19 protein-coding genes are annotated in these 24,621 nt (G+C 62.8%); 4 read left to right on the plus strand and 15 right to left on the minus strand.

Going from position 1 to position 24,621, the window contains the following annotated elements; translation table 11 throughout:
* Nucleotides 1–26 precede the first annotated feature (26 nt).
* On the plus strand, nt 27–2,156 hold the full coding sequence (locus tag C5B85_RS12835) for an acyltransferase family protein (RefSeq protein ID WP_104286406.1): 2,130 nt from the start codon (nt 27–29) through the stop codon (nt 2,154–2,156).
* Here the strand turns inward: C5B85_RS12835 and C5B85_RS12840 are convergent.
* From C5B85_RS12840 to C5B85_RS12860, 5 genes are read right to left on the minus strand one after another with little or no spacing between them, the layout of a single operon-like run.
* On the minus strand, nt 2,129–3,256 hold the full coding sequence (locus C5B85_RS12840; RefSeq protein WP_104286407.1) for an acyltransferase: 1,128 nt from the start codon (nt 3,254–3,256) through the stop codon (nt 2,129–2,131). The two genes, C5B85_RS12835 and C5B85_RS12840, sit on opposite strands and share 28 nt — an antisense overlap.
* Nucleotides 3,253–4,347, minus strand: a complete 1,095-nt coding sequence (locus C5B85_RS12845) for a glycosyltransferase family 4 protein (RefSeq protein WP_104286408.1) — start codon at nt 4,345–4,347, stop codon at nt 3,253–3,255. Before C5B85_RS12845 ends, C5B85_RS12840 begins: the two co-directional genes overlap by 4 nt.
* 36 nt (nt 4,348–4,383) lie before the next feature.
* On the minus strand, nt 4,384–5,241 hold the full coding sequence (locus C5B85_RS12850; RefSeq protein WP_104286409.1) for a glycosyltransferase family 2 protein: 858 nt from the start codon (nt 5,239–5,241) through the stop codon (nt 4,384–4,386).
* The gene (locus C5B85_RS12855; protein WP_104286410.1) at nt 5,238–7,049 is read right to left on the minus strand and encodes an ABC transporter ATP-binding protein; all 1,812 of its coding nucleotides are present in this window, start codon (nt 7,047–7,049) and stop codon (nt 5,238–5,240) included. The genes C5B85_RS12850 and C5B85_RS12855 overlap by 4 nt, the downstream gene beginning before the upstream one ends.
* Nucleotides 7,050–8,030 carry a glycosyltransferase gene (locus C5B85_RS12860; RefSeq protein ID WP_104286411.1) on the minus strand — a complete coding sequence of 327 codons (981 nt, stop codon included), beginning with the start codon at nt 8,028–8,030 and terminating at the stop codon, nt 7,050–7,052.
* 215 nt (nt 8,031–8,245) lie between these two features.
* On the opposite strand from C5B85_RS12860, the gene C5B85_RS12865 reads away from it, so the two are divergent.
* Complete coding sequence (locus tag C5B85_RS12865) at nt 8,246–9,490, plus strand: glycosyltransferase family 4 protein (protein ID WP_181064425.1); 1,245 nt, start codon at nt 8,246–8,248, stop codon at nt 9,488–9,490.
* Nucleotides 9,480–10,649, plus strand: coding sequence for a glycosyltransferase (locus C5B85_RS12870; protein WP_181064426.1), 1,170 nt, complete (start codon nt 9,480–9,482; stop codon nt 10,647–10,649). The genes C5B85_RS12865 and C5B85_RS12870 overlap by 11 nt, the downstream gene beginning before the upstream one ends.
* A gap of 13 nt (nt 10,650–10,662) precedes the next feature.
* Here C5B85_RS12870 and C5B85_RS12875 read toward each other — a convergent pair whose 3' ends face one another.
* Entirely contained in the window at nt 10,663–11,598 is a 936-nt protein-coding gene (locus tag C5B85_RS12875) for a glycosyltransferase family 2 protein (protein ID WP_104286414.1), read from the minus strand.
* A gap of 227 nt (nt 11,599–11,825) precedes the next feature.
* Between C5B85_RS12875 and C5B85_RS12880 the strand changes: the two genes are divergently transcribed.
* Nucleotides 11,826–12,737 carry a glycosyltransferase family 2 protein gene (locus C5B85_RS12880; protein WP_104286415.1) on the plus strand — a complete coding sequence of 304 codons (912 nt, stop codon included), beginning with the start codon at nt 11,826–11,828 and terminating at the stop codon, nt 12,735–12,737.
* On the opposite strand, the gene C5B85_RS12885 is transcribed toward C5B85_RS12880, so the two are convergent.
* The 9 genes from C5B85_RS12885 to C5B85_RS12925 form a co-directional block, all read right to left on the minus strand.
* Entirely contained in the window at nt 12,734–13,876 is a 1,143-nt protein-coding gene (locus C5B85_RS12885; protein ID WP_181064427.1) for a glycosyltransferase family 4 protein, read from the minus strand. The genes C5B85_RS12880 and C5B85_RS12885 overlap by 4 nt on opposite strands.
* Before the next feature lie 70 nt (nt 13,877–13,946).
* Nucleotides 13,947–16,073: a glycosyltransferase family 4 protein gene (locus tag C5B85_RS12890; protein WP_104286417.1), complete on the minus strand. Its 2,127-nt coding sequence runs from the start codon at nt 16,071–16,073 to the stop codon at nt 13,947–13,949.
* Nucleotides 16,064–18,310 (minus strand): N-acetylneuraminate synthase family protein, encoded by a 2,247-nt coding sequence (locus C5B85_RS12895; protein ID WP_104286418.1) that lies wholly within the window; start codon nt 18,308–18,310, stop codon nt 16,064–16,066. The genes C5B85_RS12890 and C5B85_RS12895 overlap by 10 nt, the downstream gene beginning before the upstream one ends.
* Nucleotides 18,307–19,062 (minus strand): cytidylyltransferase domain-containing protein, encoded by a 756-nt coding sequence (locus C5B85_RS12900; protein ID WP_104286419.1) that lies wholly within the window; start codon nt 19,060–19,062, stop codon nt 18,307–18,309. Before C5B85_RS12900 ends, C5B85_RS12895 begins: the two co-directional genes overlap by 4 nt.
* Nucleotides 19,059–20,090: a hypothetical protein gene (locus C5B85_RS12905; RefSeq protein ID WP_104286420.1), complete on the minus strand. Its 1,032-nt coding sequence runs from the start codon at nt 20,088–20,090 to the stop codon at nt 19,059–19,061. The genes C5B85_RS12900 and C5B85_RS12905 overlap by 4 nt, the downstream gene beginning before the upstream one ends.
* On the minus strand, nt 20,081–21,109 hold the full coding sequence (locus tag C5B85_RS12910; protein WP_258070773.1) for a glycosyltransferase: 1,029 nt from the start codon (nt 21,107–21,109) through the stop codon (nt 20,081–20,083). The genes C5B85_RS12905 and C5B85_RS12910 overlap by 10 nt, the downstream gene beginning before the upstream one ends.
* The gene (locus tag C5B85_RS12915) at nt 21,102–21,653 is read right to left on the minus strand and encodes a hypothetical protein (RefSeq protein ID WP_104286422.1); all 552 of its coding nucleotides are present in this window, start codon (nt 21,651–21,653) and stop codon (nt 21,102–21,104) included. Before C5B85_RS12915 ends, C5B85_RS12910 begins: the two co-directional genes overlap by 8 nt.
* Complete coding sequence (locus tag C5B85_RS12920) at nt 21,653–23,254, minus strand: polysaccharide biosynthesis tyrosine autokinase (protein WP_104286423.1); 1,602 nt, start codon at nt 23,252–23,254, stop codon at nt 21,653–21,655. The genes C5B85_RS12915 and C5B85_RS12920 overlap by 1 nt, the downstream gene beginning before the upstream one ends.
* 102 nt (nt 23,255–23,356) lie before the next feature.
* A complete protein-coding gene (locus C5B85_RS12925; protein ID WP_104286424.1) occupies nt 23,357–24,526 on the minus strand; it encodes a glycosyltransferase in 1,170 nt (389 codons plus the stop codon).
* Nucleotides 24,527–24,621 lie beyond the last annotated feature (95 nt).

A 24,621-nucleotide genomic window follows, 5' to 3' on the forward strand; every position in this document is an offset into this window, starting at 1 on the left:
GCGCACCTGAGCAAGGCGACGCGGCTATGATCCGGTTTGTGACGCGGCCGAATTCTCAAGTGAACAGCATCCCATCGCCGACGACGCATCCCCGTAAACGGCGACTCGACATACAGGGGCTACGCGCTCTCGCCGTCCTCGGCGTCTTCGCCGACCACTTGCTGCACTGGCCTTCGGGTGGCTTCGTGGGTGTGGATATCTTCTTCGTGCTTTCTGGCTTTCTCATCACAGGAATTCTCCTGAGAGAAATCGAGGATAAAGGGCGTGTCCCACTCGTCCGCTTCTACCTTCGACGATTCAAGAGACTCGTACCGGCCGCACTGCTGGTCACGCTCGTCTCCATCGCGCTGAGCCGCGCGATCTTCTACGCTGACGGCGCTGCCAGCGTCTTGCAAGACGGCATCTGGGCGACGTTGTTTATCGCCAATTGGCGTTTCATTCGCAACGGCACCGACTACTTCGCGATGGACGGCCCTACATCGCCGCTGCAGCACTATTGGTCTCTTTCCGTGGAAGAACAGTTCTACCTCGCGTGGCCGCTCCTCCTCATTGCAGCTTCCCTCATCGCCGTTCGCGCACTTCGTAGGACTGAGTCACTGCGTCTCGTCGCGCTGGTCATCATCGGCGGCCTGACAGCTGTGTCCTTCGCCTGGTCTCTGCTCGAGTCGCAGACCGAGCCAGTCGTGGCCTACTTCTCGACGTTCACTCGCGCCTGGGAGCTCGGAGCGGGCGCGATATTAGCTATCGTTGCGCCCCACTTCATGGGGATGGCAATTCGGAACCGAGTCGCACTCGCCTACCTCGGTGTAGCCTGCATGCTCGGTTCGATGCTCTTCATCACTTCAAACCTTCCATTTCCCGGCCCATGGGCAATCGTTCCGGTCGTCGGCGCGGGCCTGTTCATAGCGTCCGGCATCGGACAGGAAGCCCCCAACCTGCGGGCGTTCACGAACCCTGTCGCGACATACGTCGGCAACATCTCCTACAGCCTGTACCTGTGGCATTTTCCGGCAATTGTCTTTGGCTCGATCGCCTTCGCCGGACTCGGCGACTGGGCGCCGCTAGCAATCGCGGCTGTAGCGTTCGGCGCGGCGGCTTCGGCCTATCACCTCATCGAGCAACCGATCCTGCGCTCTCCACTCTTCGAACGCACACCTCGCGGCCGTTTCTTGAGCGATTGGGCCAAGTGGTTGCGCAGATGGCGGGCACAAGGTTTGCGCGGGACCGTCGGCGCCCTCGTTGTGATAGCAGTGGCCGCCCTCGCGACGAACGTCACGGTCCAAGCGATTCCTGCTGGTGCCACCTTTGCGGTCCCCGCCGACCAGCCGATAGCGGATCTGCTCGCAGCCTCCGTTTCCGCGCCCACCCTTCCCCCAGAGATCAGCGCGCAGATCGACGCTGTGGCAACGGACGCGCCTGCCACTTACTTTCCGGCGTCCGGTTGCCACAATCCAGTTGCGCCAGAAGACACAGATCGGTGCCGCTTCGGAAATGGTGACCTGCATGCTCTGGTGCTAGGAGACTCGATTGCCGCAGCGACCCTCCCGTCCATCGCAAGCGCTCTCGAACCGCTCGGATACCGGACGACCGGCATGGCCTTCAGCTCCTGCGCAGTCTCGACCGCTCCCCTCGTCTGGGTCAGTAGCCCCGAGCGAGAACAGGGCTGCGCAGAATTTCAGACCAACCTCGCCAGCATCCTCGAGTCCGAGTCCCCAGACCTCGTGATCATCCTCGACTCCGAGATCGCGTACGAGGGAATCGCCACTCAGGGGAAGACCCGCCAGGAAGCCTGGCAGAACGGTCGCAAGGACGCGTTCTCCGAGATCTTGGCCGCGACGCCCGAGGTCATGCTCGTCCAACCAAACCCTCGGGGAACTTCCCTCGGAGAATGCGCCAACCGACTCACCAGCTCGGCCGCTTCCTGCCTGTCACCGATTACAACGTCTTGGCAAGAGAAAACGTCGATAGACGAACGCGTCACCGCGGAATTCGGCATCCCCGTGGTCAATACGGTGGATCTCTTCTGCAGCGATGAGCGCTGCCCAATCTACGCAGGCACCACTGTCCAACGCTTCGACAAAGGCCACCCGACGCAGTCTTACCTCGATCTGATTCAGGCCGACTTCAGTCAGCGCGTCGCAGATGCACTCGGCTGAGGCAACGTACCCTTCAGTAGCCTGCCCACCAACAGCGCCAACCGGTGGCTCGGTCGCTCCACGAAGCGAAGAAACACTGAAGCGAGAAGCAGAGACGAGAAGCAGGACACCACACCGGCCAGTATCAAATTCTCAGCGCCGAACCAGAAGGCCGACGCGATCACGATCGGCTCGTGGATGAGATACAGGCTGAAGGAAATCGCTCCGAGCCACTGGAAGGGCCTCGCTTTGAGCAAGTTCCCGAACGAGGGAACACAGATCGCACACCAGACCGTGAGCATTGCACCCGCTGCGACGGCCACTCTGAGGTGACCGACAAGTCCGCCCGGTACTGAGACGAGTTGCGCGAGCCAGGGTGATACGAGCAGGAGTGCGGCACAGATGAGGAGCAGTCCCCGCCAGCGCGGCTTGAGGGCTTCACCGGAACGCCGAATGTCGTCGAGTCCCGCCGCTGATGCCACGCCGAGCATGAACATGGGAAGGATCGACAGATACTCGTTGTCAAGGCGGAAGCCGACGCCGATCAAGATCAGGCTTGCGAGCGCGAGAGCCCACCATTGTCGGCGGAACTTCGTTGCCAGAAACATGTAGACCGGTAGCAGAAGCGAGAAGAGCACCTCCCAACGGAGGGTCCAGAGCGGCGACACCACGCCGCCTACGCCGGCTACCAGTGTCAGGTCGAGCGCAATCTGTGTCGCGCCAAACGTGTCAGGTGCGGACTCCAGCCAGATGGACCCCATCTCAGCTCCGCGAGGGACTAGCGCAATCAGAGCGACGCCAAGAGCGACGGCGGCCCACACCGGAAGGTACAAGCGGATGAGGCGTTGCGGGTAGTACGCGAGCCAAGGATAAGCCCGTCCTCTCGCCAGGACCGGGAGCGCAAGCACAAGACCGCTCAGCACGAAGAAGATGTAGACCGCCATCCGCCCGTCCCGCAGCAGGTGTAGCGGCGTGTAGGTGAGAGCGAACGCCAGCGGACCCTCAACTGGCTGCGCATAGTAGGGAGCTGCGAGGCTGGGGTATGTCAGTGAGATGTGGTAGATGAGTACGATCAAAGCGGCAAGCCCGCGGAGCCCATCCAGCTCGCGAAGACGGTTCATTCCGTGGCTCTTACGGCCGGCCGGAGGCCGCGTTTGAGATGACGGGCGATCTCATGCCACATGCGTTCGAAGGTGTAGTTCGCTTCGACTGTGGCCCGCGCTCGAGCCCCCACCAGTTCGAGGCGATCTTGGTCGGAGAGCAGTCTCGAGATGGTGGAGGCGACGCCCACTGGGTCGTGGAGTGGCATCGAGAAGTTCGACTGGCCCTCATCGATGTACTCGGTCATCGCAGGTGTTTTGGTCACAACAACCGGTCGGCCAGAGGCCATTCCCTCCAGGAGGACACTCTGCCCAGTTGGGTAGGCCAGATCGTGTGTCGGAATGACGATCAAGTCGGCGGCCAGAAGGTTCTTTCGATGTTCCTCACCGTTGGTCGGAGCATGCACAGTCACATTCGCGGGCGGGACTACACCCTTGAGGATGTCCATCTGGGTGACGATGTCGAACCGCACCTCAGGCAGCAGTCTCGCGGCCGAGACAAGGGTCGCGAAATCGCGTCCGCGGTCGAAGCCAGCGCTGAAGACCTGGAACCTACGCTCGTGCCCTGTTTCCGGCCGGAAGTTATGGTGGTCGACGCCGAAGCTGACCGGGATGACTCGTCCGCCAGCGCCGGCCTTCTCAAAGATCGGAACCTGGTTTCGTGAGAAAACGAAGATCTGGTCGAGGCCCTGGATCGCTCGCTGGATCTCAGCTCGGGTCTGCCGGTCCCCATTCAGGAGCTCCTCGCCCCACCAGCAGGAAACGACGGAGAGTCGACGATGGGAGTACGGCGGAAGGCTGCGCTGTCGCATGAGCGAGGGCAGCACCGACTTGTCCTCAAGGATTGCCAGGATCACGTCGCTCTTGTGAGCAGCCGGGATACCGCGGATCGCTAGGTCCGTGCGCACACCCGTCCGGTGCTCGACGAAGTCGCGGATCTTCTTGTGCAGCGGATGGGTGACCATCCGCATCGTGCGCATGTCGACGCCCTGGTCCATGAGGAGGTCGACGCGGTACGGACCGGGGACGCGGTCACCTGCGGCGAGCGACCTCTGTGATCGCTCTACGCCGTTGTGGTCGAAGAGACCCAGGACTTTCAGGAGCTCAGACATGGCGGGCGTCCTTGAGGGTTGTTCCGTAGGCGAGGGTCACCACATCGGTGTCCGGACTCTGTTCTGCGCTGAACCGAGTATCCGACCCGCTTGGAACGCCAACGCAGGATATGTGACTCGCCAGCTCTTGATGGGGTGGCGCAGGGCGCGCCGGATAAAGGACAGCCACCACCGAGCGCGCCACTTGGTGCTCTGGACCGGGATGGGCTCGGCTCGGTACCGCGCGCACAAGTCAGCGAAAGCCCGTCCGTACTTGAACTGCTGCCGCATCTTGGCACGGAGGCCAACGCGCTGCTCGTAGTCGACGATGGCCCCGGGCGCATGCGCGATCGAGAATCCATGTTTCGTGAGACGCCAACCGAAGTCGACGTCCTCCTGACCTCTCCAGAGCCCGGCGTCAAAGCCAGTCAGCATCTCGAATGCCTGTCGGCGAAAGGACATGTTGCACCCCGGCATGTACGGCAGATAGCCGGCTGCGATCGGGACTCCGTCGGTAGCCCACTCACCGAAGCCACGCTCCCCGCACTCCGTGAGGAGCAACGGGCCGGTGACAGCGTCGGCGGAAGCTAGAGCCGTGACGTGGGCCTGCACCCAGTCGGGCCCAACGACATCGTCGCTGTCGCACACCAGGATCAGAGGCGCGGCGCTGTGTTCGATTCCACGGTTCCTCGCGTGTGCAACCCCGGGCCGGTCCCCCGAATCGACGCAGGACAACGACGCGAACGTCGCTGGCCACGCCTCGACTACTGCGCGAGTTCCATCGCTCGAGCCGTTGTCGCTGACAATGACGTCGAAATCGAGCATCGTCTGCGCGTTGAGTGCACGAAGCTGGGTCTCGATGACGCCCTCAACGTTCTTAGCAGGGATAACAACGACAACCCCGGACGCTGTCACGAAAGGCGCCCCAGTTCTACGAGCGAACGGAACTCGTCGTTGCGCTCAACCAGCTGCGCCATTGTCCCGCGAGAGGCAATTTTACCTTCGGAGAAGAAGAGAATCTCGTCAGCGTTCCTGACCGTGGAAAGACGGTGGGCGACGACGACGATGGTCATCTTGCCGCGTAGAGCATCGATCGTGCGGGTGATCTTCGCCTCGGTCTCGTTGTCCAGCGCAGACGTCGCCTCGTCGAGAATGAGCAGTTTCGGCTCACGGTAGAGCGCTCGGGCAATACCGATGCGTTGCTTCTGCCCGCCCGAGATACGTGCTCCTTGGTAGCCCACGACTGTCTCGATTCCGTCGGGAAGCGCAGCGATGAAGTCGGTGAGCTGTGCCATCTCAACAGCCTTCGTGAGACGTTCCGGATCGATCCGGGAGGCTTCCGTCTCGAAAGCGATGTTCTCGCGGATCGACGCGTCGAGCAGGTAGACATCCTGCGTTACGACGCCGAGCTGCCGACGCCACGCGTATGGATCCGAGTGGATCGACTTACCGTCGACCTCGACAGACCCTCCGGTGGGGGTGAGGAGGCCAAGGAGGATGTCGACGAACGTGGTTTTGCCTGCACCACTCGACCCGACGAGTGCAATCGTGGCCCCTTCAGGCAGCTTCACAGAGACTTCATCGAGCACGGATCGCTCGCCGTCAGCGAAGCGGAATGACAACTGTGACACGTCGATGTCGCCGAAGCCGAAGGTCGCTTGGTCCGTGTTGGGACGGTAGCGTCCCGGCTCAGCCTCAAGCAAGTCGATCTGTTCGGCTAGGCCGAAGGCATTGGCCTGCGCCGCCCGGATGCCGGTCGCGCTCGCGAGTGCCCGGTTCAGGGTCGGAATGATACGAACGGACGCGACTGCGAAGACACCCAGGACTGCCACGGCGGTCTGCTCATCTGACGTGGCGAAAAGAACCACCGCGATGAGCGCTATCCCGAGAATCATCGTGACTTCGAGAACGTACTTGGGCAGTTCCGCGAGCATCGTCGACTTGCGGCCGAGCATGTTTCCCTCGCGGCGGCTCTTCGAGTACCCCGTGACGAAGTCGCTCTCCATCTCCGCGAGCCTAACCTGCGTGAATCCCTCGACTGCGGGGCTGAGGTATCGCCATCCTGCGAGACCGACGTCCCGCATGTCCATGCCAATTCGGACGGTGCGCTTGCGAAGCAGCGCCTGCATGAGGAACGCTGTTCCGCCGAAGACGAGAAGGGCGAGCAACGTCGCCATGGGCGACACGGCAGCCAGCGCGACCACGATGAGGAAAGCAGAGAGCCCGTCAACGAAGAGTTGGATGAACCCGAGCATCACGATGCCGAACGAGCCAGGGATGTAGACATTCAGAGTCTGATAAATGTCAGACGTATCTCGCTTGCGGTGACTCTCGTATGACGCCGAGAGGTAGAGCGCAAAAACTTCATGGACGACCGCCGACTGTGCTTCGGCCATGACACCGAGGCTCCACCAACGGAAGACCGCGCTCAGGATGTTCTTCATGATCATGAGAGCGATAACGACGCCGAGAGTGAAGACCAGCATGGTCTGCACGTCCTCCGTACCGACGATGTTCGCGATGATCTGCAGGTAGACGCTGCTTTGGACGCTTTGTCCTGAGACCAGTTCCATGACGGGCAGCATGAGCGCCACCGAAGCCATGTCCATCAGAGCAACTCCGACCGAGCCGAGAAGGATCGCGATGAGCTTCGAGCGCATCCGCCACGGGACGATTCTGAGGCAGGTGCGGATGGCCGTGAAGAGGCCTCTGTTGTTGTCCATCTAAACCTCGCGACGTGTTTGACCGAAGGCGGTCATCGAGCGGATCGTGCGTCCGGAGATACCGATGCCAGACGCCATCGAGATCAGTCGGAGCTTCAGATCGGGGTTGGGAAGTGCCCGGATGAGAAGTTTTGCGTTGGTGTGGATCCAGGCTGGTGACTCCCCCTCCCAGTAGAGCTGGGAGATTCGCACGCGCAGCTTGTCTTGGATCCCAGCGGGCACGGCCTCGTCGGCGGCCGCGTGCTTGATGAGGAGGCTCACTTGCGCCTTCTGGAAATCGCGCTGGCCCTCGGTCGTGAAAAACATTCGATGGCCGTACGAGTCATCGAGTTCCCTATGGGTGGCCAACGGCTCGGCGAGCCAGGTGACTCCGAATCGCTGCGCCAAGCGCAGGTACATGTCGTGGTCCTCGAAGAAGATGTCCTCGTCGTAGCCGCCGATGGCCCTCACGGCATCCGTCCGCAGCATCACCGAGGGCGCTGGGATCCAATTCCCGACAAGCAGCTGCGAATACGCGTCAGGGTCCTCGGCAGCGAGCCACTGCTCGTGATGAATCTGGGCGTAGCTCTCTTCGAAGCGCCGACCGCTCTCATCAGCGCGATATACGTCGCTGTAGATGAGTGCGCACTCGGGCCCCGCTTGCAGTGCGGCCTGGAGCTGGAGCTCCACGCGGCGGGGCTCCATCCAGTCGTCGGCCGCAATATAGGCGAAGTAGGGGGTCTCGATCTTCAGCAGCGCCTCGTTGAGCGTGCGAACCAATCCGCGGTTTTCCGCGTGGTAGATGCGCTCGGCCTGGACCTCAGGGTGCACGGCGAACCAGGCCTCTGCGACACGCTCCGTATCGTCACCCGAAGCGTCATCGATCACGATGCAGCGGGGCTGAACCGTCTGCGCCGCTACACTTTCGAGACACTGTTCGATAAATGCTGCGTGCTTGTAGCCGATAACGACGACCGTCACCGCTGGTGAGCTGTTGTCCACCGATCCGCCAAACTCATAGAAGTTCTCTCGTCGTCGCCGATCTTAGACGGGCGCCGTCTCTCGTCAACGCTACAGACTAACCAGCAACGGGCCACTCCCCGCGGCACATCATGTGAATGATACCCGGACCGAGCCCGAGGCTGAGCACGGTCAGTGGTATCTTCCTTGCGGATGAAAGTCGCTGGGTCTTCCAGCGTCGGACGAAGAGGATTATGGTGCCCGCTTCTCGCACGCAGATCTGCTCCATCACCCCGGTCCTGCCACATGCACGCGTTCAGCACGCGGGGGGCACGTACGTTTGGCAACTGCACACGGCCCTGGAGAGCGAACTCGGCGCCGACGTCCACTACCTCGTTCCCGATCTGCCGAGCAACGTTCTCGCCAGTGAGGATCCGACCCACGCGCGCAGCTTCAACCTCGTGGCGCGAGCGGGCAGCACGCGCCATTCGCTCGCCTTGAAGGTCTACAACTTCGTGAGACGTGTCGACCCGGACGTGCCGTACCTTCCTGCGTTGCTCGACCTCTGGTGCAATCGTCGATGGCGGGCAGCGATCCGTGAAGCAGATGTCCTCGACTTCCAATGGTCATCTTGGGCTCGGCTTATAGGGCTCCGCCGCCTCGGTCGCGGTGCGACTACGGTGGTCACCCTGCACGATGTGACGTCGCAACGCGGGCTGAGAGAGCGGAACAACGCAATTTCGCGTGCGCAGCGCCTGAAGTGGCATCTCGCCTACAGGACAGCGCTCGCTTCCGAGCAGAGTCTGCTGAGAAGGGCGGATCATGTCATCGTGTTCAGTGAGAAGGACCGCGCGCTGCTCGACCCGCGAGCCATTCACTCACACATCCGCGTGATCCCTCCGCCGCTCGCCGATAGTGGCGCAGCGGGGGCTGCTGTCTCTAGCTCGGCAACTGTGCTCTTTCTTGGCTATTTCGCGCGAGCCGAGAACCGCGACGGGCTGATCTGGTTCATCGAAAGCTGCTGGCCGAGCATCCGAAGCGCTGTGCCGGAGGCTCGCCTGCGCGTCGCCGGCGCTGGCATGTCCGATGAGCTACGCTCCCGACTCGAAGCTGACCGCAGCATCGACCTGCTCGGATTCGTCGACGATCTCAACGAGGTCTACGAGGACGTGTGCGTCGCCGTCATCCCACTCCTCTCGGGGGCTGGAGTGAAATTCAAGACCGTCGAGCCCGTCGTCAGAGGTATCCCTGTGGTCGCCACCGCTGTCGGAGCTGAAGGAGTCGGGGAACCAGACTGGTATGCGGGCGTCTCAGACGACCCGAAACAGTTCTCCGCTGCCGTCGCCGATGCCCTGCTCGAACCTGGGGCGGCCTTTGAGCGTGCAGCTCGCTCTCGCGAGCATGCCAGGACCGTCTTCGGGCGCGAGTCGTTCCTCGGACATCTCAGAAGCGTCTATCTGCACGAACAATCGAATCATGAGGAACCCGCCCATGGCATCTGACGTCTCGCCGCCGACGCGCCCTGCGACGATGCTCGCCATCGTTATGCCCGGTCATCACCCCTGGGACGGCCGTGGACGGATCCGCATCTCGGACAAGACGCTCACCGGCATGATCGCCTACCAGGAGCGGTGGCCGGGAACGGTGACCATGGTCACGCGCGGCAAGCTCGAAAGCAGCGACAGCAATCTCGGTCTCAATTGGATCGACATAGATGACCTCCCCTTCAATGTGGAAGTCGTCGAGGGATTCGCTGACTCAACATCGCTACGAACAGCGAGTGTCGTCATGGCGCCGCACACAAAAGAATACGAGTGGCTGCTCGACCTCGATAGCAAGACCGTGTTCTACACGGAAAATCTCTCGGCCGATTGGGCAGCGAGCGAGCTCCGCGAGGCGACGGGGTTCATCCTGCGCCTGCGCCTGCGCCTCGGATGGATGCGCCACGAACGGATTCGTCAGCGAATGGCTCGCCGCGCGGACGGATTGCAGTGCAACGGCCGAGCGGTCTGGGCCGCGTACGGACGCTCCTCGAGAAACGCCTTGGTCTACTACGACACGCGTCTCGAGCTCGCGCATGTGCAAGCGTCCGAGCCACGTGGCTCAGAGACATCAACAAACGGGCCCAGTCCCCTGCGTATCGCGTTCTCGGGTCGGTACCTTCCCATCAAGGGACCCGGTTACGTCATCAAGGTCCATGAGCGACTCGTCGACCTTGGCGTCGCCCACCACGTCTCCCTGATCGGAGCAGGACCCCTCGAGGATGAACTACGAGCTCGTGCGGGTGCGGGCGTGGAGTTCCTCGAACCTATGGAGTTCGCCTCGCAGTGGACATCGCACGTCCGGGAAAACGTCGATGTGATGCTGCTGCCGCATGTGCTCGGCGACCCATCAGGAACCTACCTCGAGGCCGCTGGCCTAGGCGTACCGGTCGTCGGCTTTGAGAACGCTGCACTCTCGGCGCTCGTGCAGGAGTTCGGCCTCGGCTGGACGGCACCGATGGGCGATGTCGACGGCCTCGCGTCGATCATCAAGAGGCTTTCAGAGGACCGCGCGGAGCTCGCCGCAAAGGCGTCCGCCGGTCGCAAGGCCATGCTGTCGCATCACGCCGCAGCCGAGTTCGATCGCAGGGTCGCACACCTGGCGGCCCTTGCAGGCTGAGCCTCGGGGAGTCCTAGAAGTTCGTATCGAGGGTCCGAGTGTTCCGGTATCCCGCGACGGCCGCGGCCTCCACAAGAAAAGCGACAAGCTTTTCCCCGGCGAACTCCGGAACGCGCCCCAGTAGCACATCGACGCGTCGCCCACGGCGCATGAGCACGTCCAGAGATGAGCTCCGGCCCGTTCTCACCACGGCTTTGCCCCACAGTCCGGTTGGCGACGCCCCGGCGGACAAGGAGTGCTTGGCATCGAAGTCGGCTCGCGCTGACCCCGAGTAGAAGGCACGCTTAACACGGATCTCTGTCGTCGTGGCGGCAACGAAGTGCGGCGTCTCCAGCTCCGGCACGAGCCGGACGGCCACGCCAGCTTGCGCCAGCCGGTAGCCCATATCGACATCCTCGTAGCCGTACGCCCGGAATGCCGTGTCGTACTCCCCGACGAGTTCGTACGTCGTACGACTGACAGATACATTCCCGGCCCAGTACTTCCAGTGCCTGTCTGCAGGGCTGGAGTACGCGTCCTTGCGGAACTTCACATCGTGCGGCCGCCCGTACGCTTCGGCGTAGGCCGTGTCGGGGTAGACGTTCTGGTACAGGCCGACGAGACCAACTTGCTGGCCCCGGGCGCTGGCGTCTTCATGCGCGCGGAAGTGCGTCGCCACGTAATCAACGCCTGGCACGAGGTCGTCGTCGCAGCGCACGATGATGTCGCCGACCGACGCGCGGAACCCAGCGTTCAGAGCTTCGGAGCGTCCGCGATTTTCAGGAAACACCTCAGCTCGCACTCTCGGATCCGCGCTGGCCGCCGCGGCGCAGACTGCGGCGGAATCGTCAGTGTCGCCGTCGATGACCACGACCACTTCCCAGCGGTCATCCGTCTGCCGGGCCAACGCATCAAACAGCTTGGGGAGGCGCCCTGCGCCACCCCTGGTTGGCACGACGATGGAGACCATTTGCGGCGCCACAGGCCCTCTTTTCCGCACGCGAGTGAGTACTGCTAACGCTCGGGACGGTCAAACCAGCGGCGAACGTCGTCACCGAGCACGCTTCGACACTAACGCACTGCTTGCCCTGGCGCGTGCATCGGCAGCACGCTGACTGTAGCGTTGTACAAACAGGTCCCCCAGGCTCCAGCGCCGCCAAGTTCGGCCCATCTCGACAAGCAGGAAGACCAGACGAAATGAACATCACCACGCCCGGAGTCTCCGTCGTCATACCGCACTATGGCGACCCCGCACCGACGCAGGAGCTCGTCAGAGCACTCGCCGAGCAGGTGGATGCCCCGGAGTTGCAGATCATCGTGGTCGATGACGCGTCGCCGGAACCATATGTTCCCATCGGTGGCGAGTCGACGATACGTCGGACCGGCAACGGGGGCTTCGGCAGCACGGTGAATGTCGGGGCCGCTGCAGCGAGCCGCGAATACCTGCTCATCCTCAACAGCGACCTCACCATTGGCCCGGTATTCATCTCCAAACTCGTCCGCACCGCGGCTCCGCTCATGCCGGCCGTCGCTTCCCCGGAGGTCATAGGGCACAACGGCTCGACGCAGTGGACGGGTCGCCACTTTCCGCGCGTCAAGCACACGTTCGTGAATGCCTTCAGCGGTCTGGCACGATTCCGCCACACGCGATGGTGGCACGAGTCCGTAGGCCACGACACATCGACCGTGACGCCCGGAGTCCACCGAACTGACTGGGTCGTCGGTGCGGTGCTGTTCCTGCGGACACAGTCCTTCCGCGACGTCGACGGATTCGATGAGCGGTTCTACATGAACTCCGAGGAGATCGACCTGCAGCGCCGCCTCGGTCAGCGCGGGGTGCCCTCCTATGTGCTCGGGGATCTGCAGGTCGAGCACGAAGGCGGCGGTTCCTCGAACCCTGACCTCCGACGTACCTGGGTCGTGACCTCAGCGCTGCGCTTCGCTGACAAGTGGAACGAGCGCCCCGGACTCCATAGGGTGGCGCTGGGCTCCGCTGCCGCCTTGAACTTGGTCATCAACGCTGTCAGACAGGTCGCGGGTCGCGACATCAAGGCGCTTGGCACGTTCCGCCGTGAGTTCCGCTACGCTCAGCTCCCCATCAAGCCTTAGCGAGACCGCGCTGAAGCCGCCTCGGCGCAAAGCGCAACCACCGCGTCCGCCCAGGAATCCCAGTTCAGGATGGCTTCGTGTCGTTCTCTTGCGCCCACTGCGTAGCGGGATCGGACTTGGCGGTCAGCCATACGCTTGAGCGCTTCCACAGCTGCGCTGAATGTATCCGCGCCACCCGGCACGAGAATCCCTGTCGTCTCGTCATCGACGATCGAAGAGACGCCGCCCGTGTCCGTAGCGATGGCGGGCAGGCCGAATGCGGCGGCGTCGGTCAGTGTTACACCGCCGGCGTTGGCGGTAGCGAGTTCGAGCAGCACATCCGCGCGCTCATACTGCTCGGCAAGCTGCTGCCGAGGCAGGCGACCCAGGTTCTCGACCCAGCCTGGCAGATCGTCCGGCGTGTTGCCGACTACGGTGAGGGTGACTTCTGGATGTTGTGCTCGCACCTCCTGCACAACCCGAACGGCGAGATCCCCACCTTTTCTGGCCCAGTCGCTCGTTACCAGCAGCGCCTGAACTGTACCGTCGGCGGGCAAGGAGAGCGAGGTGGAGTGCGCAGGTGTTAGCGCAGGCCCGAAGGGCGCAAGTATGCATGAGCCTTCCGCCACCCCGTAGTCATCAACCAACGAGTCGATCGACCACTGTGTAGCCATCGCGAATCGATCCGTCGCACGGCTGGAGCGCTGAGCGACCGACTCCTGCTGCACGACCGAAAGGGGATGAAGGTTCGTGAACATCGGGTAGTAGTCCCTGATGGCCTTGAAGGTCGCGTCTCCGACCTGGACGATTGGTGTACCGCCCGAACGCAGGAAGGCCACGTCCTGCGACGCTGCTACGGCCAGGATCACGTCGACATCGGCAGCTCGAACGACCTCGCTCGCGTTTCTGCCACGTGCCCTGGACGTGGCTATGGCCTGGTCCCACAGGTACTTCTTCGACGAGACAGCACCGAGTAGGCGAGCAAGCGCACGGTCTAGAAGTGCCGTGGGTACTCCCGCGGTCGAGAGTGTGACCAAAGTGGCGCGATCCGCGAGCGACGCCATCATGGGAGTCAGAACGCCGGACCACGCGTTCGGATCCGACGTGTTCCACGGCGTGAGGAGTCCGATTCTGAGGCGCGTACTGTTTGCGGTGTTCATGTGGACGCAGGACTCCGTTGCTCCGTGTGTGATGTTGCTCGGCGAAAGTGCGTTGCCGTGGCTCTGAACGTCAGCCTCGAACTCGAAGGGCGGCCAGCATGCTGGCGACTCTCTCAGTTCCGGCCTCCGGGCTGAATTTCGTCCGCCACCTGACGAACTGGTCCTCGACATGCCGCGAGGGAACGTCGTCGAAGTGTTTGCTGATCGCCTCGGCAAGCGCCGAGGCATCGCCTGCTTTGAAGACCAACGACTGGTCGCCGATGACTTCCGGAAGGGCTCCAGCATCACTCACGATCACGGGGATACGAGCAGACATGGCCTCGCTAACAACGAGACCGAAAGGCTCCGCCCAGATTGAGGGGACGACGAGGAGATCGATACTCGCGAGAAAGTCGTCTCGGAGTGTCCATCCAGTGAACTCAACAATGTCGCTGATCGGTGCGAGGGCGGCCTCGACGGTCGCCCTTGCGGATTCGGACACGAACCTCGGTTCGCCTGCCATGCGCAGTCTGAAACGGCCAGGGTTCGATTTCTCGAGCTGCGCCATGGCATCCGCGAGTACTGGAACGCCCTTGTCGACCGAAAACCGTCCGAGGAACCCGACGATGGCTGGCTCCCCTTCTCTGCGCTCACGAGCCGCAGGGAGCTCTACCATCTCGGCCCAGTTCGGGAGCACCGTCGATCTCGAGATCGCACCCCGCATCGACTCGGACGGTACCAAGGTGCGGAGACTCCCGATCCGCGCGATCGACGACAAGAGTCTCTGGACGCCCGTCGGCCGCTGGTGCAAATGCACGATGCGCCGCGGGTGAAAGGACGTCGCGAAAGCTGGGACCAGCCCGTTGCACCAGAGCAGTCCCTCGCGTTGGCTCCCATCCCATGCGCGAAGCTGCGCTATCCACTGGCGTCGACCATTGGCTGGCAATTCGACGACCTTACAACCCTGCTCGCGAGCAGCCTCGACGAGCGCGGCCGGTTCGGATGGGCCCACGACGGTGACCTCAACGCCGAGCGTTCGAAGCGCCTTCGCGATGCTCAGAAGCATGACTTCCCCGCCGCCGATGTCGCCGTTGTTCGTCGCGAGCGTGATGTGAGCCGGAAGCCCACCGCGTGCGTCCGCAGGCAGCGCCTCGCCGTAGACCTCGGCGACGGCCTTAGTCATGTCGCTCACAGAAAGCCAACCATCAAGGTGCGTCTCGGCTCTCTCGTCCAAGAGCGCCGCTGCCACTGCGTCGATATCGTCAGCATCGACAAGTCCGCGCGGGTCCACGATCTCGGGATTGCCGCCGACCCGTGACGCGATGACCCTCATCCCTCGGTTGGCAGCGTCGAGGAGGGAGTAAGAGCAGTTCTCCCAGACGGAGAGCTGCGCTAAGACATCCGCTTCCTCCATAGCGCGGTCTGCATCCACGAACCCGGGGAAAGTCACTGATTCAGTCATACCCAGATCGGAGGCGAGTTGTTTGAGCTCGCTTTCCAGCTCGCCCACACCGGCAACTGTGAGGTGGGCGTCTGGCTTTCGTTCGAGGACAACCGAAAACGCTTTGAGGAGCTGCGGGATTCGCTTCTCCGGTGAGAGTCGAGCGAGGGCGAGGATGCGCAGGGATGAGTTCCGTGAGACTGGTAGCGAAGTCTGCCTGATCGGGTCGACTCCGTTGAGGATCACGCGAATATCCTGAGACGGAGCCCACTTCTCCGTCATAGCGCGTTTTGTTGCCTCGGCGACTGCTATCACCCCATCAAAACGGCGAAGGCGCAGTTGATGGACTTTCGCCATCAATCTCGACTTCAGTGCTGTGCGGTGATAAACCTGATCATCGCCCGCGATACCGTGCTCTGTGGTCACGCGAACAGTGCCCGCAGGGAGTGGTGTCGCGGCCACGATCACGTCCGCGTACGCGAGGTGTGAGTGGACGACGGCGGGACGCAACCGTGCGGCAGCCGTGCGCAAAGTTCGGATCGACGAGAGGGTTCCCGCATCGGGGCCGAAACTGCCGACCGCGACGCGAGCTCCACGCTTACGCAGCTCCGCGGGGAGCGGCCCCTCGGGCGAGAGCACGATAAGTTCGTAGCCCGGTATGCCGGCTGAAGCGACATCAAGGATGTGGCGGGCCACGCCGCCCAGCCCGGAGACGGGAACCACCCACAGTGCGATGGGCAGTGGGCTCCCCGTCCTCGGAATGTCGCCTACAGCCATTGCTCGAGTCTGTCGAGTGCCGTCCAGAAACCTTGACCGTTGTCGATGTGCCCCTGCCAGATTTCAGGGATGAACGGAGCTCCCGGGGCTAGCTCGTCGAGCTGTCCGGCGAGGAGGGGCCAGTCGACCTCGCCGTCACCGACCTGTACTCCCTCACCGTCGACACCGGTGGCATCCACGAGGTGGAGGTGGATGCTGTGCGGGGCGATCAGTTCGGTGTAGTCCGAGAACTGCATGCCGAGGAAATTGGCGGCAAGTTTCGAGTGCGAAACGTCGAAACACAGTTTCGTTCCCGTCGTGCTTGAGAACTCGGCCGTGTCGTGCGGGTCGAGGAACAGGTTGTGGAACTGCTGACCGCCCATGAGCCAGGGGAAAGGCGGGAGCGTCTGGGCGGCGATCCGAACCCCGTCGGTATCTAGGCGCTTGACGGCTTCAGCGATGCGCGCGTACATGGCCGTACGAGCCTCAGCGGGCACGTGCTTGTCCTTCGTGAAACCACCCATGGTGACGACCATGATCGGTTCGCTTGACCGCGTGAACCACTTCTTCAAGCTGCGCGTCGTGTCGATAGTTCGCTGCACTTCGCGGATCGAACGTTCCCAGTGCTCGTCATCGGTCGAAGCCAGATCGACGAGGAAGTCGCCCGAGAAGAGATCCGGGAGGTGTGTCGTGAAGTCCATATCGAGCGGCTCGGTGAAGAAGCTGTCGATGTCGACTTCGAGGTCCTTGTAGGAGAAGTGGAACTCCAGGAAGTCTGGCGTGGAATTCTCGATGAGCTTCTTGTAGTCGTGATAACGGACCGGGAGCCCCCATGGGCGCCGGAACTCAAACTCGCGCCCCACGGACGCGGTGTCAGTGAGGTCGCTTTCGAAGAAGAACTCGCCCTCCGCCATATCGTGGTTTACAGTCCGGCCCACGAGCTCGTCGAGACGGTTCGGTTGGAGACCACGGCCCGGGCTCTTGACTGAGATGTCCTCAGCGCGCAGCACTTCGCCCTCTCGTAGCTCACGAGCGGCCACCAAGGACTTAGCGAGCGTCGTGCGGTTCATGAGCTCGCCGGTCGAGACCTCGCGGGGCGCTGCGTCGCCGAGCGAGAGCTCGATGTCGCGGATCTGCTCGACCATCTGGGCGAACTCCTCCGGGAGGAGCGACACGGTGTGGTCGTTGCCTTCCATCCCTCGGTCAACTGTGAAGTGCTTCTCGATGATGCGGGCTCCGCGGGCGACTGCGGCGACCGGCACATGCCAGCCGCGCTCATGTCCCGAATAGCCGACGATGCTGTCGCCGATCTCCCCGAGGCGATCGAGGTAGGCGAGGTTGATGTCCTTGAACGGCGCTGGGTATGTGGACTGGCAGTGCAGCAAGGCGAAGCTGGAACCCAAGGACCGCATGAGGCCAACTGTTTCGAGGATCTCTGACTCGCGCGACATACCCGTCGAGAGGATGAGGGGCAGACCACGCGAGCCAGCATCGCGAAGGAGCTCGTGGTTGGTGAGATCGGCTGAGGCGATCTTCAGCCCCTCGATGCCGTAGTCGACGAGGGCTTGGACGCTCGGCCCATCCCATGGAGTGCACATGAGATCGACTCCACGCGCCCTGGCATGGTCAAAGACCGTGAACAGCTCCTCCGCCGGTAGCGACACACGAGAAAGCAGATCGAGGGTGTACTGCGCGCCTAGGTCTTCGCCCGCGGTTGATGCCCCGGCCTGCCGGTAGAGCGCGTCCATGTCTCGGAGCTGGAACTTGACGGCATCGGCACCTGCATCAGCGGCCAGATCGACCAGGCGCTTCGCGAGATCGACGTCCCCGTTGTGGTTGTTGCCGATCTCCGCGATCACGAAGGCGGGATGTCCAGCCCCGATCTCGTGGCTACCGATCCGGAGCACATCGTTGCGATCGATCGCAACCGCGATCAGATGCCCGGTCTCATCGACCAGCGGCAGATGCGTGATCCCCCCGTGGCCCAGCATCGGGGCGAGGTCAGCTGGTGTGGAGGTGGCTGATGCGGTCCGAGTGTTCCTATTCGCGACTTCCAGGCAGGTCACGTCGAGCGAAGCAGTCGGGTTGGCGACAATCCAGCGACGGAAGTCGCCATCTGACAGCGAACCACGCAAGCGGCCGTGCTCGTCGACGCAGAATACGATTCGCTGCTGGTTCGCGCTGATCTTCTGCAGACCGACCACGATCGGGTCCTCCGCGAAGACGATGTACGGGGTGAGGTTGCGCTCGAAAATCACAGAGCGGTGTCCTTGTCTGTCGATGCTGCTGGTTGTGACGATGCGGCGTCCGCCGCATCACGCTGAATCTGCACGAGCTGGTGGTCGGCGATCGAGAGGTCGAGCTCTGTGTCTATATCGACGCCCTCTACATCGTCCATCTCGAAGATGCCGATCCTTCCGCCGAGGCGGTTGTGCTCGTGTTCGTAGGTTTCGGTTCTTGTGACGTAGAGCGAGCCGGTTTCACGGTAGAACATCTGCGCACGCTCGAGGTCTTGGCGGCGCGGACGAGCGCCGACCGTGAAATGCGCGTGCGGCTGATCGTGCATATCTGCGCCGTACTGCCAAAGGAAAGGAGTCTGCGGAACGGCCCCAACCATGGAGTCAACACCGCTCTCGGTGAACTGACCAATAGCCCGATCGAGTGTGCCAGGAAGTCGCACCGGAGAAGTGGCTTGCAGCAGCATGACCGCATCTGGCCGGTGCCCTGCCTTGGTGTACTCGGCGATGGCGTGCTCGACGACAGGTTCGGTGGCCGTCGTGTCCTCAGCGAGATGAGCCGGGCGGAGCCATGGCACCTGCGCCCCGGCGGCCCTCGCGATCGCAGCGAGCTGTTCATCGTCGGTCGAGACCAGGACGTCCATCGCGGGGCGTGCTGCGAGTGCTTGTTCGATCGTCCAGACCACCAGAGGCTTGCCAGCTACTAGACGCCGGTTCTTACCGGGGATTCCCTTGGATCCCCCACGAACCGGGATGACGCAGAGCATTTTCATGCCGTTCCTTCCAGAATGTGCGCGAGGCTCGCGGCAATGGCTTTGGCTGGTTCTACTGGGGGAACAACGGGAGCGGGCGTCGGGTCGCCGCCCCATTCAGACAAAGAGTAGCGTGCCCAGAATTCCCGAATCCACTCAGGCCCGCCAACGCACGTGACCCAGGCCGGGCGGCCGGAGGCCGCGGCTTCCAGAACGCCAGTGGAGAAGATGGACACTACGGGGCGGGTCAAAGTGCGCAGCGGTGCACGAGAATCGTCGATCACGATTCCGGACCGACGCCACCGGTCGTGCTGGAGTCGCGAGAGCTTGTCGATTTCCGCCGGGTGCGGCCGATAGCTGGCTCCCGTCGAGGCGCAGAACTGGCTGGCCGTCCTGGCCGCGATCCGACGCGCAAGTTCCGCCCCGTGCAATTGTCCGAGAAAGACTGGCGGCCCAGTGACTTCGGTGGGTTCGGCCTGCTGCGTTGAAGCATTCCACAGCATCTGCGAACCTACGACGTCAAACGTCACGTCGGAACGTCCGGATTTCCAGAACAAAGCATCATCCGTGGAGAAGGCGAGCGCGTGCGCTCCTGGCGGCAGCGGCGGCTGGAACGGTGTCAGCAGGCCGTGCTGGGCCACAACGAACCGAGCATTGAGTGCCTGAGCCCACGTGTGGGCAAGTGCGCTCGCTGGGAGGAAGTGACCGGACGCGAAGACGACGCTGACTTCAGCCAGCAGGTCAGGAGCTGAGTTCCCTGCAACCTCGTGCTCTGACCAGTCCGCCGGAAGGAGGTGACGAAGCTCACCTTGAGCCAGCACGGCGATCTGTGCGCCGTCGACCAGGAGCGCTGGCTCGAGATAGGCAGCAATCTGCGATGGAGTCGGAGCGTCGACGACGACCAGAATAGACGGAGACGCCCCCGACGAATAGAGCTTGAATGTTGGCGGCGTTGCGCGAGCCAGCTTGGATTTGATGCGCCGCAGCGCATGCCGAGATTCCTGCCAATGCCGCCAGGCATCCAGGTCCTGGGGATGCTCTAGCCCCACAGTCGTTCGACCTCCGCGACCCGGTGTACAAAGGTGTGTTTTGCGAGCGTCTTGCGCCGGCCGGCGTCGCGGATGGACCGCGACCAGCTGCTGTCGGCCTCGGCTCTGCGCATGATGTCGACGATGTCGTCCGCACCTGAGTAGACGAGCGTCTCCTTGCCGACGTCGTAGTAACGCTCGACCTCGGGCTTGTCGATGAGCGAGAGCCCTCCGACACCTGGCGCCTCGAAGGTGCGCATGCTGAAGTCATGACCGTCGCCGTGCATGTTGAGAGTTGCCGTCGAGCCGGCCATGATGCCGTAGTACTTGGCCCGTGGGACATCGCCGCCGCTGGGGAATCCAGCCCCGCGGAAGCGGCGGGTCCTGGCGACGTCCCAGAGCGAACGCGACCATTCCCGTCCGAAAGCTACTACGTCGATACCCTCAGCAGCGACGGAGCGGAGAAGGTCCTCGCGCCGAGGGTAGCGAGCGCCGACAAAGCTGAGCCCTGTGACCGGCACTGGAGTGTATTCGAGCAGGGAATCGTGAGCATCGGGCACGTGCTCGGCACTGGCGCCTGAGCGGCGCAGCACTTCGACGTCGCTTTCGCTGTAGCTGACCACTGGGCCCAGCCCTCGGAGTCGTTCGGGTGTGTAGGACATCCGCTCGAGTTCGTCGTAGAGCCAAACGACACGTGCCGCACCGGACTTCTCAACTGCCGACCACCAAGTGTCGGTCAGCTGATCCCCCTTGATGACGAGGACGACATCGGGCTGGACCCGATCCATGACGCGCACAGCGCGGACGCTCGCCGCTTCCCTGAGCCCAGGCCACTGGAGTGCCTGAGGCAGCTCGTGCACGAGCTTGTTCTGCATTTTGCCTTGCAGGCCACTCGACGCGTCATAGCAGTGCGGATAGACCTCGTGTCCCCGGAACCTCAGAGCATCGGCGATCGCGTTCCAGTACCCGTGAAAGGCTGGGCTGACAAGGAGCACTCGTCTCTGGCGAGACGCGGGTGCCGGGTACTCCGCCTCAACCACGAGTCTCCTCGCCGTTGCCGACCGCAATCCTGGGCAGAGCATCGATGCCGGGGAGAATCCGACCGAGCAAAGCGTCAATTTCCTGAATCGCCTGACGCGCGACCTCTGGCCCGCGTCCGTATGGATCCGCGAAGTCCTCGTCTGTCCCGGATGTCTTCACATTCGAAAGATACGCGAGAGGGGCAGCCCTACGCGGAATGTTGTCCAGCAACGCAGCTGCTCCCCGAATCGTGAAGGTCTTGCGAACAGACTTGGGCGACTCACGCAACATCCACATGCGATGTGTCGACTCGAAGGCAAGCACAATGTCCGCGGAATCGAGCATCGAGTTGGTCACCTGCTGAGCGCTGTGCTGCCCCGGGGTGAGTCCTCGCTCCCTCAGCGCACCTGCGATCACCTCGTCGATATCCTCTCCAACCAAGGCGCGGACCCCCGCGCTCTCGACGGTCCACGTGCTTGAATCGCCCAGCTTGGACTGCGCCAGAACTTCCGCGGCAGCCGACCGCGCGATATTCGCGTGGCAGACGAAGAGCAGTTTGGGCACTACGCGCCTCGGCGCGAGCGCCGAGTCGGGGCACCCTGAACCTCGGGGGTCGAGGACAGGTCAGAGGGAGTTTCAGACGCGGGTGCTTGTTGTTGAGCAACCACGGCCTGAGGGGGCTGCTCGGAGGACTGCGAGTTTGGTCGGGGGGCAAGGCTAATCGCCGCCGAAGCGTTTTTCTCAGGCTGGGGCTCGAGCAGGTCCACGTGCCCCTTCGAGGACTTGAAGACGGGCATGCCCTTCTTGTCCGCCGTGACGTAGTAGCTGCGGTTGCGGCGGTACTCGTAGCCGTCCGCGGTGTCACGCGGGGGCACCATGTTGAGGACTGTGCCGAGCAGTCGACCGTGGACCTGCGACAGCATGTCGCGTGCTGCGCCAACGTCTTCTCGCCGAGTCCGACCCGCCGTAGCGACGAGAACGACCCCATCGACGCGCGTGGAAAGGATCGCGGCGTCGGTGACCGGGAGGAGAGGTGGCGCATCGATGACGACGATGTAGTCCTGCGACAGCAGGCGGATGATGGAGCGCATCGCCTCAGACCCGAGCATCTCCGACGGGTTCGGGGGGATACGACCTGACGGGAGCGCATAGAGTCCAGGCGTCTTGGTGGCAGTGAGCGCGTCCTCGAGCGAAACCTGCCCGCTGAGCACTTCGCTGAGCCCGACGCTGCCGTCGATCCCTAGTACGGATGCGACCGTGGGCCTACGAAGGTCAGCATCGATGAGGATCGTCGGCGTGTTTGACTGCGCGAGGACTTGAGCGAGTGACGTCGCGATAGTCGATTTGCCCTCACCCGCATTTGAGCTGGTGATGACCATCGAACGAATCTCTTCGTCGACGCTCGCGAACCGCAGGTTAGTACGCAGACGACGGAAGGATTCGGCGGCAATCGCGTCAGCGTCGTTCGAGGCTCGGTTCTTGCCCATGAGCTGAGGAGATTTCGGGATACGACCCAACGAGCCGACGCCAGCCGCGCTGGCGAGGTCCTTAGAGTTCCGAACCTTGACGTCGAGAGCCTTCCTCAAAAAGACGAAGACATACGCGAGCACGAGGCCGAGACCCGCACCGATCAGGAGATTGTTTCGGAGGTTGGGGCTCTCGGGCGACGTCGGCTCGACGGCATCCTGGAGCGGCAGAACGGTAACGCTTGAGACACCACCGCCTGCTTGTGACTCAAGATCGGTGATCACATCGGCAAGGGCTTGGAGGGCACCGTTGGCGAGGGCGACGGCGCTAGACGGGGAGTCGGCGCTCGCCTGTACTTGGATGAGGTTGCTCCCGGGTGCCACAGACGCGCTCAGACGGCCCGTAAGAGCCTGGCCCTCGGCGAGACCCAAGGCTGGGTTCTCGGCAATCTTCGCGTACACCGGCTGGCTCGTGATGAGCGGGATGTACGACTGAGCCTTGGCGATCGCGGCTTCAGAGCCGCCGATGTAACCGCCCTCAGCTGCTGGACCGGCCATAACAAAGCCGGATGAGTTCGCTGTGAATACGTGCGGCTGCACCTGCGTGTACCCGAATGCGGCGAGAAGGCCGATTGCGACACCGATGAGCAGCGTCCTCCAACTGCGGCCCGTAAGCCTCAGAAAATCAAGTACCGTCACAGGGCGACCCTCTCTTTGACACAAAAATGCGCGCTCGTAGAGCTTTCCCCTCGTGCGCGACCGAACTCAAGAGTAACAACATCGGCGAACCTGACAAGATCGTCATCGGCTTCCGCCCGGGCCAGCCACGGCATCATCTACGAGATGCCTAAGCCGACGCGCGAAAGACTCCTCGGAGAAGAGCCGCGCGTGGGCCTTGATTTTCTGGATATCCCAGACGTCGAACCTGGAAGCAGCAATGGCCGCGGCGATGTCTGTCGCCTCGGGGCGCGGAAAGAAGCGTCCAGTGGTGCCCTCGTCAACGGTGTCGAGGTAGCCGCCTGAACGCAACGCGATGCTGGGCTTGCCCCACGCAGCCGCTTCGACGACCGTTAAACCGAAGTCCTCATGCGAAGGCGCCAGCAGAGCCCTGCTTCGCGCGTAAAGCCACCTGAGCGACGCATCGGAGATTCCGGAGACCATTCTGACGTTATCCGGAAGCGATGCCCTCAGCGCCTCCCGCTCGGGGCCATCACCGACGATGACGAGCCGCTCCAGCGGCAAGTTCCCCACTGCCCTGATCGCCTTGTCGACGTTCTTGTATGGAAGCAGTCGCGACACCAACAGCACGTGCCCGCCAAGGCCGACAAACTCCTCGAGTTCCGGGAGCGGGGAGCGAGGACCACTGACGTCGACGCTGTGCGGAGGGAAGATCAACTGCGACTCGCGTCCGTATATTTCGCGCACGCGATCCCGGACGACCGTGGAGTTGCTCACGTAGGTGTCGACAGTTCCGGCAGCGCGCTGATCCCAGCGACGCAGGTAGGGCGTCAGCGCCTTTACCCCGAGTGAAGCGGGCGACAGAGGGCTGGAGTCGCCGAGGTACTGGTCTTGGAGGTACAGGTACCGCGCCGGGCTGTGGCAGTACGCGATCTTCTTACCCGTCGCTTCAAATCCATGCGCCCACCCAGTCGTCGATGCGATCACGACATCCGCGTCGATGTGTATCCGCGAACTGGCCGGGGCAAGTAGGGGCAAGGCCTTGCGGTGGTCGCGTCGCAGGACGCCGACGTGGTTGAGAGGGGAAGCGATGATGTCAAGCTCGCTGAACTCGGGAAAAGTCGTCTCGGGTGCGTAAAGCGTCGTGAAGACCGACGCCTCCGGGAACGCCCGGTGCAGCGCGAGGACCACTCGCTCAGCTCCCCCACGCTGCGTGATGTAGTCGTGAGCGATCGCCACACGAGGGCGAGAACCGCTTGATCCATCCACCTGCTTACCGCGGCTCTTCGTCATACGTACACCGTCGTCGCCATGGCAACGACACGCCTCTCGCTAGTGGATGTAGATATTGAGCGCAAGCATACGGACTCCAGGCACAAGAGCACCGA

It is taken from the genome of Pseudoclavibacter sp. AY1F1, from assembly GCF_002931075.1.
Classification (GTDB): domain Bacteria; phylum Actinomycetota; class Actinomycetes; order Actinomycetales; family Microbacteriaceae; genus Pseudoclavibacter.